General features: G+C 41.9%; 14 protein-coding genes. 12 read left to right on the top strand and 2 right to left on the bottom strand.

Translation table 11 applies throughout. From position 1 onward, the window contains the following. The first annotated feature begins 141 nt into the window (after positions 1-141). The 11 genes from nhaC to D4T97_RS00125 all read left to right on the top strand — a co-directional run bounded on the left by nhaC (position 142) and on the right by D4T97_RS00125 (position 13,404). Entirely contained in the window at positions 142-1,584 is a 1,443-nt protein-coding gene (gene nhaC, locus D4T97_RS00075) for a Na+/H+ antiporter NhaC (RefSeq protein WP_126046471.1), read from the top strand. A gap of 133 nt (positions 1,585-1,717) precedes the next feature. Further along, complete coding sequence (locus D4T97_RS00080) at positions 1,718-1,954, top strand: hypothetical protein (protein ID WP_126046473.1); 237 nt, start codon at positions 1,718-1,720, stop codon at positions 1,952-1,954. A 79-nt stretch (positions 1,955-2,033) separates the two neighbouring features. Then, the gene (locus tag D4T97_RS00085; RefSeq protein WP_126046476.1) at positions 2,034-3,080 is read left to right on the top strand and encodes an ABC transporter substrate-binding protein; all 1,047 of its coding nucleotides are present in this window, start codon (positions 2,034-2,036) and stop codon (positions 3,078-3,080) included. A gap of 39 nt (positions 3,081-3,119) precedes the next feature. Continuing rightward, complete coding sequence (locus tag D4T97_RS00090) at positions 3,120-4,397, top strand: NAD(P)/FAD-dependent oxidoreductase (protein WP_126046478.1); 1,278 nt, start codon at positions 3,120-3,122, stop codon at positions 4,395-4,397. Between the two features lie 21 nt (positions 4,398-4,418). After that, positions 4,419-5,501 (top strand): C45 family autoproteolytic acyltransferase/hydolase, encoded by a 1,083-nt coding sequence (locus D4T97_RS00095; protein WP_126046480.1) that lies wholly within the window; start codon positions 4,419-4,421, stop codon positions 5,499-5,501. A gap of 69 nt (positions 5,502-5,570) precedes the next feature. Further along, positions 5,571-7,112, top strand: a complete 1,542-nt coding sequence (locus D4T97_RS00100) for a bifunctional GNAT family N-acetyltransferase/carbon-nitrogen hydrolase family protein (protein ID WP_126046482.1) — start codon at positions 5,571-5,573, stop codon at positions 7,110-7,112. A gap of 239 nt (positions 7,113-7,351) precedes the next feature. Beyond that, the gene (locus tag D4T97_RS00105; RefSeq protein WP_126046484.1) at positions 7,352-8,422 is read left to right on the top strand and encodes an ABC transporter substrate-binding protein; all 1,071 of its coding nucleotides are present in this window, start codon (positions 7,352-7,354) and stop codon (positions 8,420-8,422) included. A gap of 81 nt (positions 8,423-8,503) precedes the next feature. After that, a complete protein-coding gene (locus D4T97_RS00110; protein ID WP_126046486.1) occupies positions 8,504-9,571 on the top strand; it encodes an ABC transporter substrate-binding protein in 1,068 nt (355 codons plus the stop codon). 150 nt (positions 9,572-9,721) lie between these two features. Then, the gene (locus D4T97_RS00115) at positions 9,722-11,344 is read left to right on the top strand and encodes an amidohydrolase (protein ID WP_235872111.1); all 1,623 of its coding nucleotides are present in this window, start codon (positions 9,722-9,724) and stop codon (positions 11,342-11,344) included. Between the two features lie 18 nt (positions 11,345-11,362). Further along, positions 11,363-12,706 carry an APC family permease gene (locus D4T97_RS00120; protein WP_126046490.1) on the top strand — a complete coding sequence of 448 codons (1,344 nt, stop codon included), beginning with the start codon at positions 11,363-11,365 and terminating at the stop codon, positions 12,704-12,706. Positions 12,707-12,732: 26 nt separating this feature from the next. Then, entirely contained in the window at positions 12,733-13,404 is a 672-nt protein-coding gene (locus D4T97_RS00125) for a GNAT family N-acetyltransferase (protein ID WP_126046492.1), read from the top strand. A gap of 578 nt (positions 13,405-13,982) precedes the next feature. Here the strand turns inward: D4T97_RS00125 and D4T97_RS00130 are convergent. Further along, positions 13,983-14,798, bottom strand: coding sequence for a mechanosensitive ion channel family protein (locus D4T97_RS00130; protein ID WP_126046494.1), 816 nt, complete (start codon positions 14,796-14,798; stop codon positions 13,983-13,985). Between the two features lie 552 nt (positions 14,799-15,350). Between D4T97_RS00130 and D4T97_RS20340 the strand changes: the two genes are divergently transcribed. Continuing rightward, the gene (locus tag D4T97_RS20340) at positions 15,351-15,521 is read left to right on the top strand and encodes a hypothetical protein (protein WP_164525403.1); all 171 of its coding nucleotides are present in this window, start codon (positions 15,351-15,353) and stop codon (positions 15,519-15,521) included. 397 nt (positions 15,522-15,918) lie between these two features. Here D4T97_RS20340 and D4T97_RS00135 read toward each other — a convergent pair whose 3' ends face one another. After that, positions 15,919-17,022, bottom strand: coding sequence for a polyamine ABC transporter substrate-binding protein (locus tag D4T97_RS00135; RefSeq protein ID WP_126046496.1), 1,104 nt, complete (start codon positions 17,020-17,022; stop codon positions 15,919-15,921). Positions 17,023-17,062: the final 40 nt, after the last annotated feature.

Genomic DNA, 17,062 nt, shown 5'->3' on the forward strand with positions numbered 1-17,062 from the left:
GCAATAAAGCAATCATTATTCAAAAATGCATAACCTTAGGCATGAATAAGAATGAAAACGTTATCGGTAAACCCTTTAGGGGTTGGCACAGATCTTGCAACTGTTTTATGATAACGCTTTTATTACAGGAGGATATATAGATTGAATAAACAACAAGAACGGACAGAAGCTAAAAAACCTACATTACTTGTCGCTTTGATACCAATTGGTTTTATGGTGATAGCCCTGTTTACGGGGATATTCATATATGATGCAGATCCTCATATTCCGCTGCTCCTCAGCGCGGGTGTAGCAGCCATTGTAGCGTTACGGCTCGGATTTAAATGGAAAGAAATCGAGGATGGTATGCTTGACGCAGTCAGGATGGCGCTTCAAGCAATTGTGATTCTGATGGTAATCGGTGCGATTATCGGTTCCTGGATTGCAGGCGGGATCGTTCCGACAATGATCTATTACGGCTTGGATATTTTGGCTCCCGGGTATTTCCTTGTTGCTGCGTGTGCCATCTCTTGTATTGTCGCGATTGCTTCCGGCAACTCGTGGACAGCTGCAGGAACAATTGGAATCGCAATCATGGGAATTGGACACGGGCTTGGCATGAATCCAGCCATGGTAGCGGGTGCTGTAATTTCAGGTGTGTATTTCGGGGATAAAATTTCACCGCTTTCCGAGACGACGAACTTGGCTCCTGGAATTGTCGGAGTAGAGTTGTTTGAACATATTAAGCATATGCTTTATACGACAATACCCGCTCTTGTCATTTCCTTGGCAATTTATGCAATCATGGGTATTAAGTTTGCCGGAAAAGGCAACGAAATATCAGAAGTAAAATTGCTTCAATCCCAATTGGGAGATATTTTTACAATCTCGCCTTGGCTCTTGCTTGTCCCATCTTTTATCATTGTCATGATGATTTTTAAAATACCAGCGCTTCCAGGATTGACGATCGGTTCTCTGCTTGGTGCATTCTGCGCGGTCACAGTTCAAAAGGTCCCGGTAGGAGAGGCTATCAACATCTTATACTACGGGTATTCCATCGATACAGGGATCGAGATAGTGGACAGCTTATTGAATAATGGCGGTATAGAATCGGTATTGTATACGGTTTCCCTGATTGTGATCGCAATGTGTTTCGGGGGAGTTCTGGAGAAAACAGGAATCTTTGAAGCCATTGTCCATGCAATTATTAAGCTTGCGAAGAAGACAGGAAGCTTGATTGCAACAACTGTGGCGACTTGTATAACTTCCAACATAGTCGGCTGCGACCAATATTTATCCATTATTGTCCCTGGACGGATGTATGCTGCCGAATATGAAAAGCGCGGATTGAAGGCTAAAAACTTGTCCCGTACACTCGAGGATGCCGGTACGATGACTTCACCGCTTGTTCCGTGGAATACATGTGGGGCATTCATGGCAACAACGCTTGGTGTTGCCACACTCAGCTATCTGCCTTTTGCATTTTTATGTTTGATCAGTCCGATCATATCCATCATTTATGGAATGACTGGATTTAAAATAGAATATAAGGATGAAGTTGCTGCAAAAGCCCAAAGCAAGAAAGAACAACATGCAGTCAGTTAACAATGTTAACTGCTGCATCTCTTTTAAAAAGAATTAATAGAAATTTTATTTTTTTCAAAAATGAAAGCGATTGCCATTTAAGTTAACTGCTGCGGGCTAAAAAACGGAATACGAAGGAGGAGGATAGAATTCAATGGAAGAGATGATCTTGAGTCCTTGCGATGGTGTCCTTGTCAATATTCATGTACAGGAAAACCATGACAAGAGACGCTGTATTGTATTTTTAAAAATCCAGCAAAAAGATGATACCATTCTGGAAATCAAAAAGACCTACTGTGGAAAAATATCATCCGTGGAAGTGAGGGAAGGGGAGGAAGTGGTCAAGGGCATGGTTTTGGCATATGTGGAAGAATATGCTGTTGAAATATAAACTTTTTACTGTTGGCAAAATGCTCGTACCTTGACAGAAAGACTTATGAAATAACTTACATCTAAAGGAGAATACCCAAATGAGATTGAAAAGTTTCAGTTTGTTAGTTTCAGCGTTGGCATTTATTTTAATCATTGCGGGATGCGGAGGCAGCGGTGCCGGCGGAAAGGATGATAATGTCGTCAATATTCTAAACTGGTCTGAGTATTTGCCTGATGAGTTAATCAAAGAGTTTGAAGAAGAGACAGGGATAAAAGTGAACTACAGTACGATTTCTTCTAATGAAGAGCTTGTGGCAAAGTTGAACGTCGGGAAGGCAACTTATGATGTGGCTGTTCCGTCCACATATTTTATTGAAGTGTTGATCAATGAAGGCCAACTGGAGAAAATCAACAAAGACAATATTCCGAACTTGAAAAATATCGATGAAAAATATATGGGATGGGATTTTGATCCCAACGATGAGTACTCTGTACCTTACATGTGGGGAACAGAAGTAATTGCTTACAACGAGGACTTGGTAGACTTTGAGATTAAGAGCTATAAGGACTTATTCAATCCGAAATTAAAAGATGGTCTGGTTGTTGTGGATGACCCTCGTACAATGTTGGGAGCCATGCTGGAAATGCTTGGTTACTCTACAAACAGCACGAATGAGGATGAAATCATGGAGGCCGCCGAGGAATTGAAGAAGCTTATGCCAAATATTAAGGCGTTCGACAGTGACAGCCCGAAAAACATGCTCGTTAGCGGTGAAGTGAAAGCCGGGGTCGTTTACGGAGCTGAAGCTGCACTTGCCATGAGGGAAAATCCAAGTATCAAATTGGTCATCCCGGAAGATCATTTAAGCTTATGGCAGGATAACTTCGTCATTCCGAAAGATGCACCGCATAAGGAAAATGCGGAGAAGTTCATTGACTTCATTCTTAGACCTGAAATAAGCAAGGAAATCACAATGGACTATCCATACCATAATCCGAATAAAGCGGCACTTGAACTGCTCCCTGATGATGTTCAGGAGGAGCTGGAATTGACAGACGAGGAATTTGAGAGAGGCGTGCACGCGAAGGATGTCGGAGAAGCTATCAAGTATTACGACCGTGCCTGGTCTGAGGTAAAACAATAAACATAGAATGATAGGTGCCAATTTTGGAGGAGTGGGAATATGAGCGGTAAATCGTTGTGGCAAGCTACAGCAAATGATATGAAGAGAAGGCCTGTCCAGCAAGGTGAAGAAACATGTGACGTTGTCATCATAGGAGGGGGTTTTACCGGGCTTTCTGTTGCATATCACTTACAGCAAAGAAATGTTAAGACCGTCGTTTTGGAGTCAAATACGGTGGGTTCCGGTGCAAGCGGACGAAATGGCGGGGAAGTCCTGATCGGATATGTCGAGTCCATGAGGGCGTTAACCGAAAAATATGGCAGAGATGCCGCCAGACAGATGTTTCAAATGTCCCTTGACAGCATTGACCTCATTGAAGGGATTATTGAGGAAGAGGGAATCAATTGTGATTTTTTGCGAAATGGGAATTTGCTAGCAGCTTACAAACCATCCCATTTGGATGGAATGAGGCAAGAACAGGAATTTTTATATGAAAATTATAATTTTGAAACAAAGATCATAGAAAAAGAAGACATGCAAACTGAAATGGACTCTGATTTTTATCATGGAGCCCATATCGATGAAAAGAGCGCCATATTCCATCCATTAAACTATTGTCTGGGTTTGGCAAATGCAGTGGAAAAATACGGCGGCACTATTTATGAACACTCTGAAGCTATAAAAATCAATCGCGAATCTCATGACAGAGTAATAGTAGAAACAAATAACGGCCGTGTGATCGCCAAGCAGGTCGGGATGTTTGTCAATGCTTATACGACTGACGTCCACAAACTGATCAAGAAAGCAATAGTTCCTGTTGAAAGCATTGTGCTAGCAACTGAGACTTTACCTGAAGATTTGTGTAAACAGTTGATGAAGCACAACCGGGCAGCCTGCGACACGAAAAATCTGCTTTATTATTTCCGGCTTTCTGCTGATAACCGTATGGTGTTCGGCGGGTCGGGGCGTACGACAAGCAAGCGGGATGCCCAAAAGCTATTCGATAATTTACAAGCCGGCATGGTTGACGTTTTCCCAGCGTTAAAGGATGCCAAAGTGGATTACAGATGGAGCGGAAAAGTCGGTTTTACTATTGAGAAAATCCCTTATATCGGCCAATTGGACGACGGCACCCACTTTGCTTTTGGTTATGCGGGCCATGGAGCGGCAATGTCCACACTTCTAGGGAAAATAGTGGCGATGAACATGCTCAACGAAGGGGATAAAAATAATCCTCTCGACCGTTCCAACTTGAAGCCGATTCCGTTTCATAGCATGAATGCTACTGGACTGGGCATTATGAAGTATTACTTTAAGTTCTTGGATTATATTTCTTAAAGAGAAAGAAGGACGGCAGCAATGATTAAACAATTGTATCTTGAAGGCACACCGCGTGAAATAGGGGAAAAACACGGCCGTGAAGGAAAAGAGCAGATACAGGTCAGTTTGGGAACTTATGAAAAGCTCTTTTATGGCTTTCATCAAATCAGTTGGAAAGAAGCACGCAACCGCGGGCTTGACCACCTGAAAGCAATTGAAGCATATGACCCTCAGCTTATTGAGGAAATGGAAGGGATAGCCCAAGGTGCGGGCGTCGACTTCGAAGATATCTTAGCCTTAAATGCTCGAAGTGAAATCGCACTTACCGGACACAAAGATAAGATTCTATCCGACGGATGTACATCCATAGCAGTAACAGCTCCTGCATGTGATGAAACGATCATCGGGCAAAACTGGGATTGGAAAGGCAGCCAGATCGACAGTCTCCTCCTGCTTCGTATTAAGCAGGAAGGGAAGCCTGATATCACAATGGTGACTGAAGGCGGAATCATTGGAAAAATCGGCTTCAATTCTGCTGGAGTCGCCGTCTGCTTGAATGCTTTGATCACTGATAAAAAGTCCAATGAAGTACCTATTCATCTAGGGTTAAGGGCAGTGTTGAATTCATCCTCTTTGCATGAAGCATTATCAAGAGTCAACCATGGGCAAATGGCTTCTGCAGCCAACTTCATGATTGCAAGCCATGAAGGGGAAGGCAGTTCAATGGCAGCCAATGTTGAGGTGTCGCCTTTTGGTATTGATCTTTTGGCGGAGCCGAATGGTATTTCAGTTCATTCGAACCATATCCTTTCGCAGGAGCTTTTGAAAAACCTGAATGACCTGAACAACTTTAAACATACGGATTCGATGATTCGTAAACTGCGTGCCGAACAACTGATCAATACTTCATTGGCAAAGGGAGAAACGATTGATGAAGAAAGCTTTAAAAAATGGTTCACCGATAAATATAATTATCCGAACTCAATCAATCATTACCCTAATGAAAATGCACCGGAACATCGACGCTCTGAAACGGTATTTTCAATCATTATGAATCTTTCAAAGAAGAAAACACAGTTTTGCGTCGGCAATCCGTCCATCGATGCTTATGTGGAAATTTAATATATTTCAGAAACAGAGAGAGTCCTTCTCTCTGTTTTTATAAAAAAAGGAAGGAAGTGGAGTGTATTCATGAGTGAAGCGGACACGTCCAAGTATCAAAAAGAAATCATCGTTCGGAATATCAGGGAAGAGGATATCGAAGAAGTTGTGAAAGTGGCCAACCTCAGTTTCGGTCTTCCGGGAGTCGCTTTTGAAGCAAAACATTATAAGAGCCACATCAATATTTTTCCGGAAGGGCAATTTTGTGTTGAATACGATGGGAAAATCATCGGAGCCTGTTCCAGCATTATTATCAATTTCGATGAATATGGGGACGACCACTCATTTGATGAAATTTCGGGTGATGGCTATATCCGAAACCATAACCCCAAAGGAATTAATTTATATGGACTGGATGTTGTCGTCCATCCAGATTATCAAAAATTAAAAATTGGACGACGTTTATATGAAGCCCGCAGGAAACTTTGCCGGCAATTTAATCTGAAAAGCATTTTATTCGGTGGACGCATGCCTAACTATTATAAATATGCGGACAAAATGACACCCGAAGAGTTCGTTGATCAGGTAGTTAAGAAGAAATTATATGATCCGGTCATTACTTTCCAAACTATGAACGGATTCAAGTTCAAAAAAGTGTTGCCGAAATATTTACCCCACGATGAAGCCTCTTTAGAAAATGCAACCTTGATGGAATGGGTGAATGAAGATTATGCCCCTCCTTCGGACAAAGATTACAGACACTCTTTACCCGTACGAATATCATCCATCCAATATGATTTTAAAGAAGTCCAGTCTTTTGAAGAGTTTTCCCGGCAATGTGAGTATTATGTACGCAATAGCTCAAAGGTGAGATCGGACTTTGCCGTATTTCCTGAAGCGGTTACTATGCAGCTTGCATCTTTTTCAGATGAAAGATTTCCAAGCGGACAGGCACAGAAGGTGACCACTTATACCGAAGATTATTTACAGCTATTTTCTGATTTAGCCGTCAAATACAGTATTAACATCATTGCCGGATCCCACTATGTGGAAGAAGATAATGAGATTTATAATGTTTCCTATTTATTTAGGCGGAACGGCACTTTCGACAGCCAATGTAAGCTCCATATCACACCATCGGAAAAAAGCTGGCTGGGCACCCAGTCTGGGGACGATCTCAAAGTATTTGATACGGACTACGGAAAAATCGCAATTTTAATTGGTTATGACATTCTGTTTCCAGAGCTAGCGCGCAAAGCTGCAGACGAAGGCGCACAAATTATTTTTACACCATTCTTAGCAGAAAACGAGCAGGGGTATTTGCGAATCCGTTACTGTGCCCAGGCAAGGGCGATTGAAAATCAGGTATATACTGTGATTTCCGGTGCATCCGGCAATATGACCAATGTTACGCTGGCCGACGCAAGATATGGGCAATCGGGCATTTTTTCACCAATCGACTACTCTTTCCCGAACGCAGGGGTAGTGGCTGAAAGCCAACCAAACATGGAAGCAATTGTAACTGGGGATGTGGATTTGGAAGTTCTGCACCGTAATAGACAAACAGGTACCGTTACACCGGTAAATGATCGTCGTATTGATCGAGTCCGGTTCATTCAAAAGATCACTTAATTAAAAACCTAGAAGATAATGTTTTTTCTAAAAATTAAGATTGATGTCTCGCCGCCGACTGCGATCAGAAAACGCCAAGTTGAATGAGTGATTACATCATCGGTGACGCAATTCCGGCGTTAAAAAGACGCTTTTATGAGATTTTGGGTCGAGCCTTGTCTCGGCCTCTTTTTCCCGCTGCTTCGGAAAAAGATCACATTGTGTGGTTTTTTCATAGAAAAATAAGGGAGTGGTAGGTGTTGAAGAAATCAAGTAAATCGATCGTCACCTTTGTAATCGCTGTCATTGTCTTGGGTGTAATTTTAGGTGCGTGCGGAGGGAAAAGCACGTCAAAAGGAACATCAGGAAAAGAAGTTCTTAATTTCATGAACTGGCCTGAATATTTGCCGGACCACTTAATCAAGCAGTTTGAAGAAGAAACAGGCATTAAAGTAAATTTAAGTGAAATTGGCTCGAACGAAGAGATGGTAGCAAAATTAAGTGTTAGTGCCGGGGAATTCGATCTTGTTGTTCCGTCTACTTATTTTATTGAGGTATTAATCAGGGAAGGCAAGCTGGAAAAAATCAATAAAGATAACATTCCGAATTTGAAATATATCGGTGAAGACTTTTTAGGCTGGGATTTTGACCCGAATGACGATTATTCGCTTCCGTACATGTGGGGAACGGAAGTCATTGTCATAAACGAGGATTTGGTTGATAAGGAGGTTACATCCTACAAGGATTTGTTTAATCCTTATTTCAAAGACAGTTTAGTGATCTTAGATGATCCGCGGTCGATGCTGGGTGCGATGCTAAGTATGCTTGGCTATAGCTCAAACAGTACAGATGAGAAGGAAATTGAAGAAGCCGGGGAAGCACTAAAAAAACTGAGACCAAATATTAAAGTATATGACAGCGATAATGCGAAGAACTTGCTCGTCAGTAACGAAGTAAAGGGTGGAGTCGTTTACGGTGCAGAGGCAGCACTTGCTATGCGTGAAAAACCGGAAATAAAGGTAATTATTCCAGATGATTTTCTAAGTCTATGGCAAGATAATTTTGTCATTCCAAAGGGAGCAAAGAACAAAGAAAATGCAGAAAAATTCATCAATTTTATTTTCGATCCGGAAGTGAGCAAAGAAATCACTCTCGATGTCCCGTACGTAAACCCGAATTTAGAAGCGATGAAGCTGCTCCCAGAAGATATAAATGAAGAAATTAACAAAACAGTCGGTGAGGGGGTTCACCACCCGAAGGCGTCCCATGCAGTGGATGTTGGGGAGGCCCTTAAAATTTATGACCGGGTATGGTCGGAATCGAAACAATAAGAAGAGGTGCAGGTCGAGCAACCTTTGACTAGCCGTCTTTAGATATTCAGAGTAACAAAAAAACTAAGGAAGTGGTATGTGATGAAAAGGTTTCGTAAATCGTCCGTCATCCTAGTAATGGCTATCATGATCTTAAGTGGAATTTTAGCAGCATGCGGCAGCAGTACAGGAGGTTCGAAAAAAGAGGTTGTCAACATCATGAACTGGTCCGAATATTTACCTGAGCATTTAATCGAACAGTTTGAGGAAGAAACCGGAATCAAAGTGAATTACAGCGAAATTTCATCCAATGAGGAAATGATTGCAAAGCTCAATGTAAGCGGAGGGGAGTTCGACCTTGCTGTACCTTCCACATATTTTATTGAAGTGCTGATCAATCAGGATAAACTGGAAAAAATCAATAAAGATAATATCCCAAATCTGAAATATATCGGCGATGATTATCTTGGATGGGACTTCGACCCGAATGATGACTATTCGCTCCCGTACATGTGGGGAACAGAGGTCATTGTTGTAAATGAAGAGCTTGTTGACGAGGATGTGAAAGTGACATCATACAAAGATCTGTTTAATCCATATTTTAAGGACAGCTTGGTCATTCTCGATGACCCCCGTACAATGCTTGGAGCCATGCTGAGTATGCTTGGATACGATTCAAACAGTACGAATGAAGAAGAAATTGTGGCAGCGGGTGAAGAACTTAAAAAGCTGAAGCCGAATATTAAAGTATACGACAGCGACAATGCCAAAAATCTATTAATTAGTAATGAAGTAAAAGCTGGAGTTGTCTATGGTGCAGAAGCAGCGCTTGCGATGAGGGAAAATCCAAATATCAAGGTCATTATCCCTGAAGACTTCCTCAGCCTGTGGCAGGATAACTTCGTGATTCCAAAGGGTGCCAAGAACAAAGAGAATGCAGAGAAGTTTATTAACTTCATCTTCGATCCTGAAGTGAGTAAGGAGATCACACTTGATCATCCTTATGTAAATCCGAATGAAGAAGCGATGAAACTGTTGCCGGAAGACATCAGGACAGAGATTGAACTGACAGTGGGAGAAGGGGTGGACCATCCAAAAGGAGCCCATGCAATTGACGTGGGGGAAGCGCTTCAGGTCTATGACCGCGTCTGGTCCGAGGTGAAACAATAGAGTGGATGGGGACGGGAGGTATGCCGTCCCTTTCCATAATAAAAAATCAACCAAGGTGGTAGAGATCAAGAGTAAATTCAATCATTGATAGTTTCATTAGGCTGAAAAATGTATTTAATGGGATCCGTCGTGTGAAGTAATAAGGGGGGAATGCGGTTGGACAAAGCCGATCTGGTTATTAAAGGGAATCGTATTTTTACTGGTGAGGAAATGATTGAAGGAGGCATAGCCATTAAAGATGGAAAGATTATCGAGGTTTGTAAGCAAGAGAATATGGAGCGATTTATAGGTAGTGACACCCAAGTTTACAAGTTTGATAATCAAACGATTATGCCTGGCTTTCACGATTTCCATATCCATTTGACACTGGGTTGTCTTTTTGAGGATTATGTAAATCTTGCTGATGCCCGTTCAGCGGAGGAAACAGCCCAAAAGGTGAAAGAGTTTGCTGATAGCCGTCCGGACGATGAATGGATAATCGGCTTTAGCTGGTACCATATTTTCTGGGATAAAAAAGAGATGCCCGACCGGACCATTTTAGATGAGCTCATTCCTGACCGTCCTGTGTTTTTATTGAATGCAGAATGCCATGGAGCGTGGCTTAACAGTAAAGCATTGGAAGTGGCTGGCATCGATGAAAGTACAGAAAATCCGGATTTTGGGACGATATTGAAAGATGTGAAGGGGAAACCGACGGGGATTTTATTGGAAACCGCTATGAGTCTTGCGGTTGATCAGGCATTTAAAATGCCGGAGAAGAAGGCAATTGAATTGATGGAACGCTTCCTGGCAAAAGCGAATCGACTTGGGATTACTTCTGTCAGTGATATGCTGCCTCTTCCAGGTTTTGAAGTGGGGGATCTCTCTCTTTATCGGAAATTTGAAGAAGAAGGCAAGCTGACGGTCAGAACCTTTTTTCTCAGTCCATTAAATGGAGAATTGTCTCACGCGAGAGAGATGCGGAAAAAATATAAGTCAGATGTATTGAAGTTTACAGGTTTAAAACAATTTCTCGATGGTGTCGTAACTACATACACCGCAATGATGGTGGACGAGTATTCCGACAAACCTTCAGAAAAAGGAGAGGCTTTCCTGCCGCCTGAGCTATTGGAACAATGGGTTGCGGAAGCGGATCAGGAAGGGTTTCGCATCCGTCTACATGCGTGTGGAGATGGGGCGGTCCGTCTTGGACTCGACCTTTATGAAAATGCGGAGAAGCAAAACGGCAAGCGGGATTCCAGGCATGCCATCGAGCATATAGAAGTGATTCATCCCGATGATATCAATCGGTTTGCGCAACTGGGGGTTATTGCTTCCATGCAGCCTGAGCATATGGCGATTACCGAGAGATTCGAAGACAATGTGTATTTAACTCGCATGGGACAGGAACGGGATGAATATACATGGCCAATTAAAACTTTGGCTGAATCCGGTGCGTCTATGGCATTTGGCAGCGACTATCCTGTCGTCGAGTTGGACCCGATGCTGGAAATATACCGAGCTGTCACAAGAAGGTTTAACGATGGAGAGCCGGAAGAAGGATGGAATCCAAAAGAGAAAATCTCTTTGGCTGACGCATTAAGGCATTATACATCAGGACCGGCTTTCGGGAATTTTATGGAAGACAAGCTGGGGACATTGGAAAAGGGGAAGCTGGCCGATGTGATAGTGATGGATCGGGATTTGTTTGCCGCAGATCCCAAGGAATTGCCGAACGCAAAAGTGAAGCTGACAGTGATGGATGGGAAAGTGGTTTATAAAGATAGTGAATGATGAAAAGGGGGACAAGTGATGAAAACAGAAACTGAATTTAAGCAGGTGCTGACCCTGTTTCCTGTCGTATTATTTGGGTTGGCTTACATGGTTCCAATGACGGTTTTTACAACATACGGCATCGTATCGCAGCTTACATTGGGGATGCTGCCGGCGGCGTATATTGCCACCTTGCTGACAATGTTGTTCACTGCATACAGCTATGGCAGGATGGTTAAGGCATTTCCATATACGGGGTCTGCCTACACTTATGCACAAAAATCTCTTAATTCGCATATCGGCTTTTTTACGGGCTGGATACTCCTATTAGATTACTTATTCCTTCCCATGATCAATTATTTGGTTATAGGAATCTATTTAAATGCAGAATTTCCTTCAGTGCCAAACTGGATTTGGGTTATCTTGGCCATTTTGATTGTTACGTTTATTAATATCAAAGGAATAAAAGTGGTCACGAATGTCAATTTCTTTTTAATTGCCTTTCAGATCATTGTGATTACGTTTTTCTTGATCCTTTCTGTTAAAACAATCTTAAGCGGAGGAGGAACCGGAACTCTATTTTCAACATTGCCTTTCTTTAATCCTGAAGGATCGACTTCATTGGTTTTTGCAGGTGCTGCCATATTATGTCTGTCTTTCTTAGGGTTTGATGCCGTTACTACGTTATCGGAAGAAACAGTGGATGCAAAAAGGAATATCCCAAAAGCTATTTTTCTCGTAACTATTATCGGAGGGATTCTCTTTATTGTCGTTTCGTATATCGGGCAAATGGTTTATCCGGATTATATGTCATTTAAAGATCCGGACTCTGCTCCTCTTCAGATTGCTGTATTTATCGGAGGGAACCTATTTAAGGCCATGTTCCTTGCCGGATATGTATTGGGCTGCTTTGCTTCCGCGACAAGTTCCCATGCCAGTGTATCCAGGCTTTTGTTCGCCATGGGGCGTGATACGATCCTTCCGAAGAAAGTATTCGGGTATATTTCTCCAAAGTACAGGACGCCGGTGTACAGCACAGTCATCGTCAGCCTGTTGGCGCTGTCATCAATGGTTTTTTCGTTGGAGACAGTGGCATCGTTCATTAGCTTCGGAGCCTTGGCAGCTTTTACTATTGTGCACATATCAGTCATCTCACATTATTTCATTAAAAATAGAAGGCGGTCATTGAAAGATACCATCATGTATTTTGTGATTCCTTTGATTGGTGTCGTCCTATGCATTTGGCTTTGGACAAGCCTGAGTCAGCACGCATTTATGCTCGGTATCGGCTGGTTCATTATTGGAGCTATTTATCTGGCATTTTTAACAAAAATGTTCAGGGAAAAACCGCCTGAGTTAAGTTTTGATGAAAAGGTTTCTTAAGATAAAATTCTTAGGGGGCGTTTCGATTGTACAAGAAGTGGTACGTTTTTGACGGAGAACGACCTGTAAAGGGTGTAATCAGAAACTATACTAACAATGACTTTCAAGCGCTGATTGACGTACAGAAAGAAAGCTTTCCTCCACCTTTCCCTGCGGATCTCTGGTGGAATAAAGAGCAGTTAAAAGAGCATGTCGAAAGGTTTCCTGAAGGTGCTTTGTGTGTGGAAATAGAAGGGGAAATGGCGGGTTCAATCACGGGGCTGATGATCGACTATGACCCAAGCCAGCCGGAGCATACGTGGTCGGAGATCACGGATGACGGATTTATCCGTAACCATAATCCAAATGGAAATGCCGTATATATCGTGGATATTTGTGTCAAGCCCGCTTATCGCAAGCTGGGCCTTGGCAAGTGGCTGATGCAATCCATGTATGAAGTGGTTGTCCATGAGGGGTTGGACCGGCTGCTCGGCGGAGCCCGGATGCCTTTTTATCATAAGTATCAGCAGGAAATGACTGCTCAGGAATATTTGAACCGCGTTATGGAAGGGGGTATCAAGGACCCTGTTGTAACTTTTCTGCTTCACTGCGGGCGTAGCCCAGTCCAAGTTCTGCCAGGCTATATTGACGATGAGGAATCATGTAATTATGCAGCCTTAATGGAATGGAGAAATCCGTTTATAAATCTGGAGTTATAATAAAACATAGACGTATTGTTTCTTGAGGAGGCGATACGTCTTTATATGGTTAATTTATAATGAAAGCAGGAGACGGAATTGGCAGAAACAGAAGCAATGAAGAATCAAGGAGTGTGTTTAATCAAACGTTTGGTTAAATAGGGGCTCTTTTTTAGACTAATTGACTTTTGATCTAATCAAACGTTTGATTAATTGGCGTTTAGTCAAAAGACATGCGGCTTTTCGGGGGTTGCACCAAAGGATTGCGTTTTTCAACCAAACGTTTGATTAGCATCCCCATTAAAGATTTTCCATAACCGTAAACTATTAATCAATCGTTTAATTAAAGAGAGGAGGTTTTCTAAAATACTGGACTGTTGATCTAATCAAACATTTGATTAGTGGTTAAAAGTCAAGTGCCGTGCAGTTTAGGGGGTGAGCGCTCCCAAACTGTGCATTTTTTAATCAAACGTTTGGTTAGCACAACGGGAGGAGGCAACCACTTGTACTCGACTTCCATACCCTACAAGGCTTCCCTTGTTGTATTCATGAAGGCAACAGAAAAAAAGCAGGAGAATGAACTCTTGCTTTTATGATTTTTAATGGCTGGTGTTGAAGCTCTCTGCCATCAACAAGTCGTTCTCGTAGGCAGCCATTGCCAGTTCATACCTTACTTTTTTGCCCGCTTCCACGAAATCCTCTTCCTTCACTAGACCTGATAACGAATACTGGTGACCTCTGTAATCCACGTTGAGTTCGGTGATTTGATTGAATTTGAATCTCTCCACGGGAACGTCGTTCTCATCCTTCAACAGGTATTCAGCGTATTTCTCGTTGCATGTTTGCGCCACTGCCTCCATCACCTTGAAGGCATCGTCCGGATTTTGCCTATAATTGAGAACAAGGCTTTCAGTCACTCGGCGCCTTCCCCGGTTCCCGTTCTGAAGTTCTGTGATGCTGCTATAGGAGACCGTATAGAGGTATCCGTCATGCTGACGGATCTTCAGGTGGCGCATGCTAATTTCCTCGATTTTCCCCTGACGGTTTCCATTGATGATGACATAATCCCCGTGATGGATTTGGCGCTCAAACAAGTAGGTCAGCCCCATAATGTAATCGCGGATGATATGCTGGAAGATTAATGCCAAGGCACCTACGACCACGACCGAGCCAGTGAAAAGCCTTGCCAATTCGAAGAAATGGCTAAGTACATAAATAAAGAAGAACAAAAGTCCCAATACCTTTGTCACTTGGTTGGCGAAATGAATCAATGTCTCTTCCCGCTTTACATCCAAGAGGTTTGTTTTGTCAAAGAAAAGCTTAATGGATTTGCGGATCAAATAAACTGTGAGTATAATCAGCAGTGCCACCGTTAATATTTTTACGGGCTCCTGGAACATTCCCAAGTAAAACATCCTATCAACCCCCACTTTTTTAAACTATAGCAAAGGAATGCAGATAAGGAGATAAAGCTTCCTTTTCCAACAAGCCTTAACGATAGCAAGGTTACATTAAAAAATAGATGCAGTATCCGGGCTTCTTGAGGAACGATTATTTTTCCCTAATGTGTTTTCTGCTGCTAAGTGGATATTAAAAGATATGGAGGTAAAGGTCAATAAAGGAATTGATCCTGCGCAAGATTTATACATTTTCCATTCTTATTAGACAGGGTGGGATAGTTAAATTTTATGAATCAGGAGTGGTATTAATCTTTTTTTCAAAACACGCTCTATCTTTTAGTTCGGTGTTAAGATTGTAAGCATCAATTTGAAAAAAATATTCTTCTAAAGAACAATGTGCCGCTTGTCTTTTAAATAGAGAATATATCATAAGAAGAACGGGGAAACCCATAAACTTTAAGAATTCATGCCTAAGTAGGCACAATAAACTATAAGACATTAGTCAGGATGGAGCTTAAAACTCTGGGTATAATAATTATTCATACAACAATGAATAGGAGTGCTAAGATGACCGTCAATGATAAGGAGAAACAAAAAACAGTATTCAGAGATAATCAAGATATAGTCCCAGAAGGTAGCCTACCTGGTAATAGGGAGGATCGAAGTGATAAAATGGGTACGTTAAATTCTGAAGAAATTCGATTTGAAAATGCTGACGATATATATGATGAATATTAGTAAAAGGGGCAAAAGCTTAGATTCGAACTTCAGCGGTCGGGCGCGATTAAATAAAACATAGCTTTTTAAATGTTACATTAAAAATTCAGTTAAGCATTTTTCAACAAAAATTTAACCCCGTCCTGATTTCATGCCGGGGGTATGCTTGTTTGAGTTTATAAAAATTAAATAATTCTATTGTCATTCTACAGCACCCCCATAAAATGTTAATCAAACGTTTGATTAGTTGGTGAAAGGCAAGGCCAGCGCGGTATTCCAAGCTTCATAACAAAAGCAATGTTTTTCAATCAAACGTTTGATTTGCATTGGCAATCTTATCTGAATGAAAGTATGCTTCGATATAATTTCAAAAAAGAAAATCCTAAAGGAATCCTCCATCCTTAGGATTTTCACCGCATCACTGTTTTATTTCAGACCAGGCCCGATCGTAGTCTAGGACGGCCTCACCCAAGTCTTTTAGGAATTCTCCTTTTTCAAGTTCTTCTTCCGGTGGATTGACAGCTGGATGCTTCATAATCTCGTCGCTGATCAGCTCATGCGCAGCCTTGTTTGGGTTGGAATATGGAAAATCCTCTGTAATTTCGGCGCTGATTTCCGGACGCAGTACAAAATCGATGAACGCTTCTGCTGTACGCTTGTTAGGCGCATCCTTTGGGACAATAAAGCAGTCAATTCCCAAGTACATACCTTCTTCGGGCAAGACTGTTTCAATGGCTGGATTTTCACTGTGGGCAAGATAAGCTTCTGCCCCCCAAACGATGCCTGCTTTGGCTTCACCGTTTAAAAGCATGGTTTTTTGCGTGTCGCTGTCAAAGGCTTTGATATTGGGGAGCAAATCGATGAGTAATTCTTTGGAACTGTCAATAACATTCGGATCAGTCGAACTCATGGATTCTCCTTGCATTTTATTGGCGATGCCAATCATAACGCGCTGGTCATCTAATACAACAAGGGAGTTCTTGAATTCCGGCTTCCATAAATCTTTATAGCCCGTGACCTCGCTTTTTACTTCATCTTTATTGTAGGCGATAAAAGCACCTCCCCACATATAGGGAACTGAATATTCATTTCCGGGATCGAATGACTTGTTTAAAAACTGATCATCGATGTTTTTTAAATTAGTGATGTTATCGAGGTTAATCGGCTCCAGCAGGCCTTCTTTACGCATGATTTCAACCATATAATCTGTTCCTACGGCGATATCATATCCGGACGCACCTGCATTGATTTTTGCCAGCATTTCATCATTGGATGAATATGTACTATAATTCACCTTTACTTCATATTCTTCCTCAAATTTTTCAATGACACTGTCGGGCATGTACTCTGACCAGTTAAATAAATTTAATTCTCCAGTGATTTGATCTTCGCCGCTATCAGCTTCTCCAGATGCTTCCTGTGATGCCGGCGGGCTTTTTCCCCCGCAGCCGCTTAAAACAATAATAATTAGCAGAATAAGTACAAAGGGCCATACAACTCTTTGAAATCCTTTCCTCGCCATTATTTAACACCTCTCTATATAAAATTGGTAAAACCAGATT

It is taken from the genome of Siminovitchia acidinfaciens (assembly GCF_003605385.1).
Taxonomy (GTDB): Bacteria; Bacillota; Bacilli; order Bacillales; family Bacillaceae_C; genus Siminovitchia; species Siminovitchia acidinfaciens.